The following is a 12336-nucleotide window of genomic DNA, read 5'->3' on the forward strand; positions in this document are numbered from 1 at the left end:
GATGGGCGTACTTCGGGTTCAGCGGACGCGCTTCGGGGGCGATGGGCGCGCTTCGGGTTCAGCGGACACGCTTCAGGGTCAGCCACCAGGACGCCACCGCCGCCACGAGGCCCAGCGTCGTCAGCCCGATCACGAGCCCGTAGGGCAGTTCCACGGCCTGGGGCATGATGATCATCGTGATGAACGTGGCCATCAACAGCTTGGCCCAGCCGTACGCCTGCGGCTCGTAGCGGTCGGGGCTGCGGATCCACCCGGGCAGTCGATCGGTCGCCAGCACGTACAGCCCGAGTGCGCCGATTCCCAGGGCGAACAGCATCGCGATCCCCACGTGCACATTCATCTGGACCGGCCTCCGTCACTTCTCGTGGGAGCGCGAATCAGCCGCCCGGAAGGGCTGCCGATCTCACAATATTCATGACATTTCGGTAATACCACAAAGTTGACAGATGATTTACATGATAGGGGTGCGCTGGGGTATTCATAAAGGGTCGCGATGATTCTTTGCAGAGATTGTCCGGTCCTCGTCCATGCTCATGCTCGTGATCGTTTTTGCTTCGCTTTCCGCCGCCCTTGACCGCCGGGCCGGCCGTACCGCTCGGCGACGGGACGGCCGAGGTGGGCGTGCCGGTCGGATGAGATGCGGGCCGACCAGGGGAGGAGGGGTGGCGAGGAGCTGATGGGCGGAGGGGCGGGCGGTGATGTGTTCCTCGCCGCTCCGGTGCGTCCGGTATCCCGATATCCGATATTCCGGCACCCCTGACCGGCACCCGCACAGGCCTTTTCGGGCCACCCAAGCCGTCGATGTCATGACATAGCGAGGGTTTGCCGGATTTCAACGTCTCCCGGGGGTCGCCGTGGGCTTTTTTGCCGCCGAGAAACGGCGACCGTCATGTTGCGGGTGTGCTTGTTTCGCCGGTATTTCCACCGGGAAAGGACTGCCCCGGTGACGGGACGGACGGGACAGGGGTCGGGGCGGAGGTCGGGGCAGGAGTAGGGGTGGAGGGCGTGGTGGCCGTACCGCAGGTGCCCGCGGAGCGCCGTTCCTGGGCCAGCTGGTCGGCTGTTCTGCCCCGGTACTCCTGCTGCTGCGCCGGTGACGGGGTGTATCTCCACGATCCGCCCTCGAAGACGAAGTCGAAGTCGCTCGTCTCCCCGGTCCTGGCCGCGTGTACGTTGGCGGTGTCGCCGGTGATCGTGACGACGTCGATGGTGAACCGGGCGTCCTGGGTGGGCGGCGGGCAGAGCTGGAGCAGCCTGACGTAGTCCTCGCGCTTGATCAGCCCCTGGGCCTGTGCGCTCCACAGGTCCCAGAAGTCACCGTAGGAACCGCTGGAGTAGGCGTCGAGCGCGAGCTGGGCGGCCTGACGTACCGCCGGCTCCGTGTGCTCGGGGCCCTGGAAGGTGGGGGTGCTCTTCGACGTGGGAGCGGGGGTGAGCAGCGTCATCACGGTGACCACCGCCGCGATGAGCACACCGATGACCAGAATCAGGATCGCGGCCACACCCCGGCCTGTCTCGCCCCGCGGTGACCGGCCGTACTGCGGTGGATGGCCCACCTGAGACCTCCGAGGGGTCGGCGGGAACGGACAGATGGGTCGGGAACGGATGGTGGAGTACGGGGGGCGACGGAATTGATCTTAACTCTCACCGCCTCTGGTCGGCCACGACGACCTGAAAGCCACAGCGATCTCCAAGCCAGAGCGATCTCAAAGCCGGGCCGCGGTCCCGCGGGCGGTTGCCCGTCCCCGGCGATCGTCGCGGGCCGGTGCGCGGTGGCCTCCCGGCCCGGGGCGCGTGAGAGGACCATCGAGCCGGTCGGGCGGTCGGGGCGATGGCCGGTTCCCGCCGTCTTCGTGGTGATCGTCTTCATGGTGAGCGGCTTGATCGTCGAAGCAGGGGCGATCTTTGGTCTTTAGGGAATGATGCACCGTTCGCCCGAATTTGCGTAACCCCAAACGGGGAATTACTTCTCATGCGAGGACATTTAAGGTTCTATCGGCATAGATGGTTCAAAGTGTGGATCGCAATGATGGCGCTGTCGGCCGCACTGATTTCCATGATGGAGGCGGTCGGCAACCGCGCGGTGTTGCCGGCGGCGTTCTTCTACGGCGCCGCGGCCGGCCCGATCGCCCTCCTCGTCGCCATCCACGACAGGACCGGAGTCGGAGACAGCGTCCCAGGCGTCACCCTGGTGGGGATGTTCCTGTTCGGCGGGGGCGTCGCTCTCCTACTCGGCGGATACTTCGACTCCCTGTTCATCGCCGACAAGAACGGTCCCTCGATCCTGAGGGTCGGCTGGATCGAGGAGGCGGCCAAGTTCGTCCCCCTCCTCGCCGTCGCGTTCACCGGCCATCACCTCAGCAAATCCGCGGGTGTCGCGCTCGGACTGTCCTGCGCCACCGGCTTCGCGATCATGGAGTCGATGTCGTACGCCTGGAAGAGCATCAGCCACAACAGCGCCCTTGAGGCGGGCATGGTGCTGTTCATGCGCGGGCTCACCACCCCCTTCAGCCACCTGGCCTGGACCGGCCTGGTCTGCGCGACCGCCTTCGGGGTCTGGCAGGCCAAGGGGCGGGTCGTGGTCACCAGTGCCGTCACCGGGGCCTTCGCGGCGGCGGCCGTACTGCACTCGCTCAACGACGGACTGCTCACCCTCGACATCCCCGGCCCGCTCAGGCTCTTCTTCCCCGTCGTCGCCGCGGTGAGCTACTGGCTGTTCCACCGGGCCACCCGCGACCTGAACCCGGCGAAACTTCCTGAACCCGTGTCCGGCCGCCTCTGACATCGCTCCCGCCCCGTCCGGGACCACCGTCCGCCTTGGAAGGGGGCAGGACGGCCCCCGGCCGGGGCGGCCCTACTCGTACGGCTCGGCCGGCGCGCCGATCCTCACCAGATCCGTCCCGGCCAGCTCCGGATAGACGACCCCGTTGGGCATCCTGCCGAACGTGTGCGGAATCCAGGTCCCGGTGACCTCCACCCAGGTGTCCTCCGGAGGAGCCTGGAGCCCCCTGACCGCGACCTTCAGCGGGAACGCGTCGGCCGCGCAGCAGGCAATCTGCATGCGGGTCACGTACCACTGACCCTTCCTCTTCGACGGGACGGCGAAGCCGGTCAGCCTGACCTGGCGGCCGGTGAGGGACCTGTTGTCGTCGTCCCACGCCCGGCCGACGAACTCGCTGATCGGCATGTCCACCGGGCCGTCGCCGGCCAGCGGGGCGAAGGAGGAGGCGGCCAGATCGCGGGGCGGCGGGGTGTCCGACCGGGCGGCGGCGAACGAGCCCAGCGCGGGCGGGGCGATCAGGAAGATCGCGAACACCGGCAGGCACATCAGCCACGCGACCCGGGGACCGCTGGAATGGTCGTGGCCGTGGTCTCCGTACCCATGGCTTCCGTGGCCGTGTTTCCCCTGCACGTGGTCCCGCTGGCCGTGCTCCTCGGGGCTGTGGTCCTCGGGCCCGGGGCGCGAAGGGGAGCCGCTGCCCCGGTGATCGTCCGGACGGTGGTGGACTCCCCCGGAGGCGGTCTCGCCCGCCCGGGAGGCCCGGGAAGCCGAGGAGATCCGGAGCATCCGGAGCATCCGGAGGACTCGGGAGGGGAGCAGCCCGGTGACGCCCAGGAGCACCAGCACCACCCCCGCGGCGATCAGGAACGGCCGGAAACCGGGCTTGACGTAGTTGAGGTAGGTCGTGGAGAACGCCGAGATCCGCAGTACGGCGCAGCCGAGCAGGGTCAGGATCAGGTTCTGGGTCACACGGTTCACAGCAGCCCCCCGAAGGGAACGCTCACCAGAACGGCGAGCGCGAGGGTCAACGGGACGAACCTGATCGCGAACGCCCTGCCGAACGTACCGGCCTGAAGCGCGATCAGTTTCAGGTCCACCATCGGCCCGACCACCAGGAAGGCCAGCTTCGCGGTCGGTGAGAACGCGGTCATCGAGGCGGCCACGAACGCGTCGGCCTCCGAGCAGATCGACAGCAGCACCGCGAGCAGGGCCATCGTCACCACCGACAGCAACGGCACCCCGGCCACCACGGTCAGCCACTCCCGGGGAACCGTGACGTTGAGCGTGGCGGCGGCCAGGCCGCCGACGATGAGGAACCCGCCCGCGTGCAGCAGATCGTGCCGCATCGCCTCGGCGAACCGCGTCAGCCTCGGCCCCTCCCCGTGCGGGCGCGCGGGGATCCGCAGCCACTCGCTCCGGCCGAAACGCAGCCAGAGCCAGCCGATCAGGACCGCGACCGTCAGTGACGCCCCGAACCTGGCGGCCGCCATCATCGGCTGTCCGGGGAAGGCGACGGCCGTCGCGACCAGTACGACCGGGTTGATCGCCGGTGAGGCGAGCAGGAAGGCCAGCGCGGCGGCCGGCGTCACGCCCCGCGCCATCAGCCCCGACGCCACAGGCACCGACGCGCACTCGCACCCGGGCAGTACCGCACCCGCGACGCCCGCGACGGGTACGGCGGCCGCGGGGTTCCTCGGCAGGGCCCTGGTCCAGAAGGTCGCCGGGACGAACGCGGTGATCGCGGCGGACAGAGCCACGCCGAAGACCAGGAACGGCAGCGCCTGCACGCAGATGGCCACGAAGATCGTGGCCCAGGTCCGGAGCGCGGGTGACGTCAGCTGGGACGCGACCGTGAACCGTCCCACGACCAGCAGGGTGACGACGACCGCGAACCCCCACGGCAGCGACCGCCCCGGCGAGACGTCACGCCCCCACGAATCGGGAGGTACGGTCTCGTCCCCCTGGTCCCAGGCGCTCCGGGAGTCGGTTCGAAGCTCGGACATGATCCGTATCGTGACAGGTTCCGCCGATGTTCCACGTGGAACATTCCAGACGGGCTGGTCAAAGCTGAGACAGTAACCATCGGGGACCGGTCACCTCGGCCCCCAGTTCGGTGACCCGTCCGCGCAGGCCGCGGTCGGCGGTGACGACCAGGACGTGCTCCCAGGGCGCGGCCTCCCGTACGGCCCGCACGATGGCGTCGTCGCCGCTGCCCGGGGCGGCGACCACCGAGACACCGGAGATCACCGAGACACCGGAGACCGAGGCGACGTCCCGGGCGGCACCCTCGACGACCATGGCGAAACGGGGGAACCACCGGGTCAGGGCGGCCGGGCCGCCGGGAAGCGCCCGGACACCGCCCGCGCCCAACGCGCCGACCTCGGAGATCAGTTTGGCGGCGGCTCCGGCGCGGTCCTTCCACCAGCCGTGCTCAGCACGGGCGCCGACGATGTTGGCGGTATCGAGGATCACCAGGACAGGAGCGAGCACCCGGCTGATCTCCGGCCAGGTCTCGGCGAAGCCGGGGTGCAGATTCCTGGCGAGGATCTCATCGGGGGTGAGCCAGCGCAGGTCGGTGCTCTCGTCGTTGGCCGGAGCGGCCTCCAGCAGGCCGGAGGCCTCGGCGATCACGGTCTGGAAGGACCAGCCGCCGTGGTCGTCCACATAGACGCCCTGGACCCGTAGTCCCTCGCCGTTCAGGGCCGCCTCCTCGCGGGCCTCCCTGAGCGCGCCCGAGACGGCGTCCTCGTGGCTGTCGAGAGCGCCACCGGGCAGGCCCCAGGTGCCGCCGTGATGACTCCACATGGAACGCTTCTGCATCAGTACATGCGGTGTCCCGGCGGTGTCGTGGTGGACGGCGAGCAGGCCGGACGCGCCGTGCACTCCCCAGTGCCGATGCCCGCGATCGCACTGGGCCCAGCCGTCCCCGTCCTTGGCCGCCATGGGACCAATCATGCATCAAGGGGCGTCGCCCGCCGGGGGCGGGCCGTTCCGGCACGGCCGGGTACCGGTGGGTGAGCCGGGGGGAGAAGTGTTCGGGCGCCCGAGGGGCGAGGTCCCGGACCGTGAGCGGTTCGAAGCGCGGTGGTCCGGAGTGAGGGAACAGCGAGGCCGGGGCGGCTCTCCTCCGGCCTCCCCCGCTGATCCGTCAGAAGACTGCTTCAGCGTAATGCGCCCATATTTCATTGGCAATCCCGTCCTATGCGGAAAGCCGGTTTCTGAAATCTCCGTTCATCGTCAAGGCCGGAAGCGTCACTCTCTCCATCCGTTGTCTGCCAAGACATATGGACGCACCCCCATGCCGGTACGTAACGATGGATTTATGGGATCAGACGAATACGGAAGGAAATAGCCATGCGTAACATGAGGTTGGCGATCCCGCTTGGCGCGGCGATTCTGGGAGCCTTGACCTTTGGGGCGGCTCAGGCATCCGAGGCGTCGGTTACCACCAACGCCTTGAATACGGTGAATCTGGCTAATCCTCCGGGACCCGGGGCTTCCGACAGCGCTCAGAAGTATCCCCAGGGGCACAGCCAGGGCGCCGGCAGGTACAACCAGGGCGCCGGCAAGGGGTACAACCAGGGCACCAGCAAGGGGCACAACCAGGGCACCGGCAAGGGGTACAGCCAGGGGTTCAGCAAGGGATACAGCGAGGGGTACAACAAGGGGTACAGCCAGGGGCACGGCCAGGGCACTACTGGTAAGGGGTACCGCCAGGGCACTGGCCAGGGGTACAGCCAGGGCACCGGCAAGGGGTACGGCCAGGGGAGCGGAAGCCCTCAAGGAAGCGTGAGGAATCAGGGGGCACAGAACCCGGGGGGCGGCTGACAGCCCAGTGGCTGAAGCCACTCCCGCTATCCCCGCTGAGGACGCCATCTGGCGTATCCGATGTGTGACCGCATGTTGTCAGTGGACCGGTTGACGTGGCGATCAAGCGCCACTCGTGAAACGGCGTACGGTGACCTTGCGACGCTTGTGAAACAATCGGCGTGATGACCGTATATCGTTCATGGGGTAACCGGTACAGGGGATGCGTGTCGTTCATGGAACAGTCGGTGTGGCAGTTTTACGCCTTCACCCTGTTCGAGGTCGTTCGCGGCGCCGGTACGGTGAGCGGTGATATCCGTCTTCCCGGTCTCTCCGGCGCCGTTGAACGTTGCACCCGGGTTGATGTCGCCTGACCTCGGTAAACCGAGCCTCCCCGTGAGGGTGGGGTTTTAAACACCGTTCCGGGGAGGTCGCGGACGTTTTCCATCGGGCATTTTTCCAGAGAGGCGGCTGGGCGTAGCCCATGGCCCGCAGGGGCCGGATCGGGCCGGACCGGGCTGGACCGGGCCGGCGCCGTCGGCGGACGGGCCCCGCCCCGGACGCGGGTTCTGGGAATTCGGTCCGGGAACAACGGGTGACATAGGTAAAACTGCCGATGTCGAAATCGGTCGCGAGCGTTACCGTCTGCGATGCGGTGCGGTGCGGCACCAACAGGCGAGGGACGATCGGGCCGCGCGACTGGACATGTCCTAGAGCAGTCGCGCGGCCCGTGGCCGTACGCCGCCGTACGACGGGCACCCCCTCGTCGTACGGCGTTCGCCCGCCGGATCCCGGCCGGCCTGCGCGCCGGTCGGCCCGGGTCATCTGTCGCGCATCATCCGGTGGGTCAGCCGGGGGCTCACCCGGTGCAGCACGTTGAGCAGCCCGGCCTTTCCCACGTAGACGTGGTCGCGGTTCCGGTCGACGGCGCGGGCGATGGCGCGGGCGGCGTCCCGTGCGCTGATCTTTCCCTTCCCCCGGCCCGCGGTCATGGCCGTGTCGACGAGCGGCAGTATCGCCTCGGTGACCGCGACCCCCGACGCCGCGGCCTGTTCCTGGTAGCGCAGGCTCCGGGTGAAGGTGCGCAGGCCCGACTTGGTCGCGCAGTACACCGCCGCGTCCCGCTTGGGCGCGATGGCCAGCCCGGAGGTCACGTTGACGATCCGGGAGCGCGGCCGGGCCCTCAGCAGCGGCAGGCAGTACGCCGTCAGCCGCAGGGGACCGGTCAGGTTGATCGCGATCTCCCGGTCGATGCGTTCGCAGCCCTGCTCCGGCGTCAGGTCGCCGAGCCAGTAGAGGTCCTGGACGCCCGCGTTGTTGACCAGCAGGGACAGTTCTCCCAGGTGGGCCGCCGTCTCGGCGAGAGCGCGCAGCTGTGTCACGTCGGAGAGATCGCACCGGACCGCCGTCGCCTGCGGCAGGCCGGCCGCGACCTGCTCCAGGGCGTCGGCGTCCCTGCCGCACAGCAGCAGCCGGTATCCGCGTTCCGCCAGCTCGTGCGCCAGCGCGGCGCCCACTCCGCGCGACCCTCCTGTGATCAGCGCCAGGGACATGATCCGCTCCTCTCACCCAGATATGTTACGTCTGTGTATCGTAACGTATCTGGGTGAGAAGATGACCCCATGCGCGACATCGACCGGCCCCGCGGTGGCAGACCCCGTGACAGTGACGCCTCCCGGCGCATCCTGCAGGCCACGCTCGAGATCGTCGTGGAGAACGGCCTGGCGAAGACGACCATCGAGGCCGTCGCGCGCCGCGCGGGCGTCGGCCGCCCGACCGTGTACCGCCGCTGGTCTGACATCGCCCCGCTGGTCTCCGACGCGGTGGACATGGCCTTCGCCCAGGTGGGCGAGACCGTCACGGAGGACGACGACGTCGCCGTCGCCCTGGAAACCCTGCTCCGCGACAAGATCACCGTGCTGACGACCACCCTCGCCGGAGAGCTGATCAAACAGCTCGCCCCCCGCATGGCGGCCGACGACGCCCTCGGGAAGGTCCTGTCGCAGGCTCATCGGCACCAGTACGCGGCCCTGGAGCCCGTCATGGAAAGGGCCCGGCGAGAGGGGCGGCTGAGCCTCCCGAACGCCACGCTGGCCGCGGAGGCCGTTCTGGGAGTCATCTACCTGCGCCTGCTGACCGCGACGCCCCCGCTCCATCCCGGCCAGGCGCCCGAACTGGCCGCGATGGCCGTACGGGCCCGCCCGTAGCCGGGTCCCCGGGCGGCCGGACGGTCACGAACACGGCGAAGGCGCGTGGCCGCGGAAGTCAGTTCCCGCTCTTCGAGAAGTGCTGGTAGTCCTTGATCCCCGTCCAGTAGCCGCCCCACTCCCAGCCGACCTGCTGGAAGGCCTTGACCACCCGGTCGCCGGGATTGATCACGCCGGGCTCGTGCACCGGGCGCTTGGCGTACCTGCGGGCGTTCTTGTGCGCCACGGTGCCGTCCGAGGACACGTAGGGGTTCTGGAGGGGATTGATGTCGACGGCCCTGCCGTACGCGTGCTGGGACCAGTTGCTCGACCCGGTCGCCGCGCGGCAGTTGAAGGCCGAGGTGTTGTTGGCGTCGATGGAGTCGAAGTCGTCGCCCTTGTAGGCGTCGACGGGCTCCATCTTGTAGATCGGCCAGCGCCAGCCGTACAGGCGGCCGAAGACGGTGGTGATGGCGTCGGTCGCGTCCTTGTTCACGACCATCCGTCCGGTGTGCGGCTTGTCGTCGAATCCCCAGTAGGTCATCGTGATCATCCGCAGGTTGTCGAGCGGGACGGGGCAGCCGGGCCGCCAGGAGTATCGGACCTGGTCACGGGTGACCTTGGACACCTTGGCGGTGAACTTCGGCGGCCCCGTGCGGGTCGGTGTCGGTGCCGGGGCGGCGGAGGTCGGTGCCGCCGAGGGGGCGGGCGAGGACGCCGCAGGGGGCTGGGCGGCCTGCGCGCCCTGGGTCGCCTGTGCCTGCCGGCCGGGCTGTGCGGGTTGTGGGGCGGTGGTCGTACCGCATGCCGCCGCGAGGCAGCCGACGGCCACCACGAGCGTCGCCTGGATGCGCATCACGAATCGAGAGCCTCTCATCTGTCGCTGTCTCACGCCGGATAAAAAGGACAAGTCTTCATTGTAGTTGTCCAGCTACTTGAAGTGATAACGGGTAGTCGTCGCGGGGTCGCGGGGTCGCGGGGTCGCGGGGTCGCGGGGTCGCGGGGTCGCGGGGTCGCGGGCTGTGGGATGCGAGGCGTGGGCCGTAGGGCCGCGGAACCGTGAGGACGCGTCGCCGTTCCAGGCTCTCTGTCACGGCACTCTCCGGCGCGACGCTCTCTGTCACGGCTTTCGCCCCGCTTTCGTGCGTATCGGTGGGGGCGTCGACGTTCTTTGGCCGAGCTTTTCTTCGAAAGTCTCGCCCCTGTGTTCGAAGTGGCGCTACAGTCGTGGGCATCGGATCGAACACGGGTTCGGGCGACGTTCGTCCAGGTGAGGGGTGTGTCATGGCGATGCTCGCGATGCCGCTGACGGCCCCCGTCCCGGCTCCGCGCGCCTCCGCCCGGCGACGCGCGACACGCCGTAGCTCTTTCTACGGAAATCTACGTCGGCCGCTATATCCCGTCATAAAGTCCGAGAGCGTGGACCCCGTGCGCAATCCTTACGCCCCCGGCGCGGGGCAGCGCCCTCCGGAGCTTGCCGGGCGCGACCGAGAGCTACAGCAGTTTGAGATCGTCCTGGAACGGGTGGCCCGTGGCCGCCCCGAGCGCAGCATGGTCGTCACCGGCCTGCGGGGCGTCGGCAAGACCGTCCTGCTGAACACCTTCAAGTCCATGGCCATGCAGCGGCTGTGGGGCACCGGCAAGATCGAGGCTCGGCCCGACCAGTCGATCCGGCGTCCGGTGGCCGCCGCGCTGCACCTGGCCGTCCGCGAGCTGGCCCCCCGGCACCGCGCGCCCGAGCGCATCGAGGAGTTCCTGGGTGTGCTCAAGGCGTTCGCGATGCGCGACCCCGGCGCGGCCAAGGGCACCTCGCACTGGTCACCCGGGATCGACGTGCCCGCCAGCCGCGGCCGTGCCGACTCCGGAGACCTGGAGATCGACCTCACCGAGCTGTTCGTCGACGCCGCCGCGGTCGCCACCGACCTCGGGGTCGGCATCGCCCTGTTCATCGACGAGATGCAGGACGTGCAGACGCCGGACGTCTCCGCGCTCTGCGCCGCCTGCCACGAGCTCTCCCAGAGCGGCGGCCCGCTGATCGTGGTCGGGGCGGGCTTGCCGCACCTGCCCAGCGTGCTGTCGGCCAGTAAGAGCTACTCCGAGCGGCTTTTCCGCTACGCCAGGATCGACCGGCTCGACCGTGAGGCGGCGGATCTGGCGCTCATCGCCCCGGCCGAGAGTGAGGGTGTCGAGTTCACCCAGGAGGCCCTCGACGCGCTCTACGAGGCGGCCGACGGCTATCCCTACTTCGTCCAGGCCTACGGCAAGGTCGCCTGGGACCTGGCGCTGCGCAGCCCGATCACCGCCGACGACATCAGGGTCTCGGCGCCGGAGGCCGAGGAGGAACTGGCGGTCGGCTTCTTCGGCAGCCGTTACGAGCGGGCCACCCCCGCCGAGCGCGACTACATGCACGCGATGGCCTCCATCGGCGACGAGCCGGTGGCCACCGCCGACGTGGCCGAGGGGCTCGGCCGCAAGCCGTCCAGCCTCTCTCCGGCCCGTGACAGCCTCATCAAGAAGGGTCTGATCTACAGCGCCGAGCGCGGGTTGATCGCGTTCACCGTGCCACACTTCGGAAAGTTTCTGCGTTCTCAACCCGCCTGAACACACGTTCGATATACTGTGACAGGCACTAGCCCTCTATATGGCTCTCTAGTGGGGAAGCTAGAGAGCCATATAGAGCTGAATCCTGCCGTCCTAGAGAAATCTAGGGATCTCTAGCGTCCGACGGATACGGGCATAGATTCCTCCAGAGAGGCATCCTCCACGGGCCGGCCGTCGAAGCCGACCATCGCCACCCGTATCGCGGGGTGCCGCCCGCTCAGATAGATCGCGAAAACCACGTCCACCTGCTCGCCGGAGTGACTCCGTCCCGGATAGACGAAGAACCTCCAGCAGAGTTCCCGCCAGCTGTCGACCGGATCGGTGCTCAGCAGCAGCTCCTTGTGCGCGCGCCAGGTCGTGCTCGAACGCAGGCGGTTGAGCGCGGGCGCCGGGTCGAGCGGCCGCTGCTCGCACGGGGCGCGATACCGCAGCCGGGCGGCCGCCTCCTCGATCTCCGGCGACAGTACGGCGAGCACCAGCAGTCCTCCGGCCGTGGCCAGCCCCTGCGACCAGGTCATGCCGGTCAGCAACGACCAGCCGGGGACCTCCGGAGTCCACAGGAGCCCCGCGGCCATGGCGGTCAGCACCATCGTGCGCCCCAGCGAGCGCAGCCCGACCGGGACGGCGCTGACCTCGCCGAAGCAGCCGCAGCCCACGTCGGGACGGCGGCGCCGCAGCTCCCACAGCACGTAGGTGGAGACGGCGAAGAAACCGGCCGTGGCCCAGCGGAACACGGGATGGCCCGTCGCCACCAGACCGGCCACCAGCACCGCCTCCCCGGCCGCGCAGCCGAACATGGCGGACGCGCGCCAGCGGTCGGTCACGAGCACCGCGGGCCCGAACCTGCTCAGCGCGCCCGGTCCCGTCTCTCCCATGGCCGTCCACACCTTGGACAGGGCCCCCGCCGCCAGCAGCGCGCCCAGCACCGGTAGCTGCGCGGCGGCGATCATCGTCAGCATC

13 protein-coding genes are annotated in these 12336 nt (G+C 69.0%); 5 read left to right on the top strand and 8 right to left on the bottom strand.

Annotated elements, in window-relative coordinates; all coding sequences use genetic code 11:
- Window positions 1-58 precede the first annotated feature (58 nt).
- On the bottom strand, window positions 59-340 hold the full coding sequence (locus AB0N02_RS37030) for a hypothetical protein (RefSeq protein WP_363956589.1): 282 nt from the start codon (window positions 338-340) through the stop codon (window positions 59-61).
- A gap of 547 nt (window positions 341-887) precedes the next feature.
- Window positions 888-1502, bottom strand: coding sequence for a hypothetical protein (locus AB0N02_RS37035; RefSeq protein WP_363956592.1), 615 nt, complete (start codon window positions 1500-1502; stop codon window positions 888-890).
- 512 nt (window positions 1503-2014) lie between these two features.
- Between AB0N02_RS37035 and AB0N02_RS37040 the strand changes: the two genes are divergently transcribed.
- Complete coding sequence (locus AB0N02_RS37040) at window positions 2015-2782, top strand: PrsW family glutamic-type intramembrane protease (protein ID WP_363956595.1); 768 nt, start codon at window positions 2015-2017, stop codon at window positions 2780-2782.
- A gap of 72 nt (window positions 2783-2854) precedes the next feature.
- On the opposite strand, the gene AB0N02_RS37045 is transcribed toward AB0N02_RS37040, so the two are convergent.
- Genes AB0N02_RS37045 through AB0N02_RS37055 form a run of 3 tightly spaced genes read right to left on the bottom strand, consistent with a single transcriptional unit; the run spans window position 2855 to window position 5725 of the window.
- Complete coding sequence (locus AB0N02_RS37045; protein ID WP_363956598.1) at window positions 2855-3760, bottom strand: TIGR03943 family protein; 906 nt, start codon at window positions 3758-3760, stop codon at window positions 2855-2857.
- Complete coding sequence (locus AB0N02_RS37050; protein WP_363956601.1) at window positions 3757-4785, bottom strand: permease; 1029 nt, start codon at window positions 4783-4785, stop codon at window positions 3757-3759. Before AB0N02_RS37050 ends, AB0N02_RS37045 begins: the two co-directional genes overlap by 4 nt.
- A gap of 58 nt (window positions 4786-4843) precedes the next feature.
- A complete protein-coding gene (locus AB0N02_RS37055) occupies window positions 4844-5725 on the bottom strand; it encodes an NUDIX hydrolase (protein WP_363956604.1) in 882 nt (293 codons plus the stop codon).
- 513 nt (window positions 5726-6238) lie between these two features.
- Between AB0N02_RS37055 and AB0N02_RS37060 the strand changes: the two genes are divergently transcribed.
- Both AB0N02_RS37060 and AB0N02_RS37065 read left to right on the top strand, forming a co-directional pair.
- Window positions 6239-6610 (top strand): hypothetical protein, encoded by a 372-nt coding sequence (locus tag AB0N02_RS37060; protein ID WP_363956607.1) that lies wholly within the window; start codon window positions 6239-6241, stop codon window positions 6608-6610.
- Between the two features lie 215 nt (window positions 6611-6825).
- Window positions 6826-6963, top strand: coding sequence for a hypothetical protein (locus AB0N02_RS37065; protein ID WP_363956610.1), 138 nt, complete (start codon window positions 6826-6828; stop codon window positions 6961-6963).
- 447 nt (window positions 6964-7410) lie between these two features.
- Here the strand turns inward: AB0N02_RS37065 and AB0N02_RS37070 are convergent, their stop codons facing one another.
- A complete protein-coding gene (locus tag AB0N02_RS37070; protein WP_363956613.1) occupies window positions 7411-8142 on the bottom strand; it encodes an SDR family NAD(P)-dependent oxidoreductase in 732 nt (243 codons plus the stop codon).
- A gap of 69 nt (window positions 8143-8211) precedes the next feature.
- Between AB0N02_RS37070 and AB0N02_RS37075 the strand changes: the two genes are divergently transcribed.
- Window positions 8212-8796, top strand: a complete 585-nt coding sequence (locus AB0N02_RS37075; RefSeq protein ID WP_363956616.1) for a TetR/AcrR family transcriptional regulator — start codon at window positions 8212-8214, stop codon at window positions 8794-8796.
- 58 nt (window positions 8797-8854) lie between these two features.
- On the opposite strand, the gene AB0N02_RS37080 is transcribed toward AB0N02_RS37075, so the two are convergent.
- Complete coding sequence (locus AB0N02_RS37080; protein WP_363956619.1) at window positions 8855-9652, bottom strand: M15 family metallopeptidase; 798 nt, start codon at window positions 9650-9652, stop codon at window positions 8855-8857.
- A 542-nt stretch (window positions 9653-10194) separates the two neighbouring features.
- On the opposite strand from AB0N02_RS37080, the gene AB0N02_RS37085 reads away from it, so the two are divergent.
- Window positions 10195-11376 carry an ATP-binding protein gene (locus AB0N02_RS37085; RefSeq protein ID WP_363956621.1) on the top strand — a complete coding sequence of 394 codons (1182 nt, stop codon included), beginning with the start codon at window positions 10195-10197 and terminating at the stop codon, window positions 11374-11376.
- A gap of 113 nt (window positions 11377-11489) precedes the next feature.
- On the opposite strand, the gene AB0N02_RS37090 is transcribed toward AB0N02_RS37085, so the two are convergent.
- The gene (locus tag AB0N02_RS37090; RefSeq protein WP_363956623.1) at window positions 11490-12335 is read right to left on the bottom strand and encodes a MauE/DoxX family redox-associated membrane protein; all 846 of its coding nucleotides are present in this window, start codon (window positions 12333-12335) and stop codon (window positions 11490-11492) included.
- Window position 12336: the final 1 nt, after the last annotated feature.

It is taken from the genome of Streptosporangium sp. NPDC051022 (assembly GCF_040683035.1).
GTDB lineage: Bacteria > Actinomycetota > Actinomycetes > Streptosporangiales > Streptosporangiaceae > Streptosporangium.

Bases quoted from the DNA above. Each gene is read 5' to 3' on its own strand.
- AB0N02_RS37090 (WP_363956623.1), bottom strand. From the start codon at position 12,335: ATGCTGACGATGATCGCCGCCGCGCAGCTACCGGTGCTGGGCGCGCTG.
- AB0N02_RS37075 (WP_363956616.1), top strand. From the start codon at position 8,212: ATGCGCGACATCGACCGGCCCCGCGGTGGCAGACCCCGTGACAGTGAC.
- AB0N02_RS37080 (WP_363956619.1), bottom strand. From the start codon at position 9,652: ATGAGAGGCTCTCGATTCGTGATGCGCATCCAGGCGACGCTCGTGGTG.
- AB0N02_RS37065 (WP_363956610.1), top strand. From the start codon at position 6,826: ATGGAACAGTCGGTGTGGCAGTTTTACGCCTTCACCCTGTTCGAGGTC.
- AB0N02_RS37070 (WP_363956613.1), bottom strand. From the start codon at position 8,142: ATGTCCCTGGCGCTGATCACAGGAGGGTCGCGCGGAGTGGGCGCCGCG.
- AB0N02_RS37050 (WP_363956601.1), bottom strand. From the start codon at position 4,785: ATGTCCGAGCTTCGAACCGACTCCCGGAGCGCCTGGGACCAGGGGGAC.
- AB0N02_RS37030 (WP_363956589.1), bottom strand. From the start codon at position 340: ATGAATGTGCACGTGGGGATCGCGATGCTGTTCGCCCTGGGAATCGGC.
- AB0N02_RS37055 (WP_363956604.1), bottom strand. From the start codon at position 5,725: ATGGCGGCCAAGGACGGGGACGGCTGGGCCCAGTGCGATCGCGGGCAT.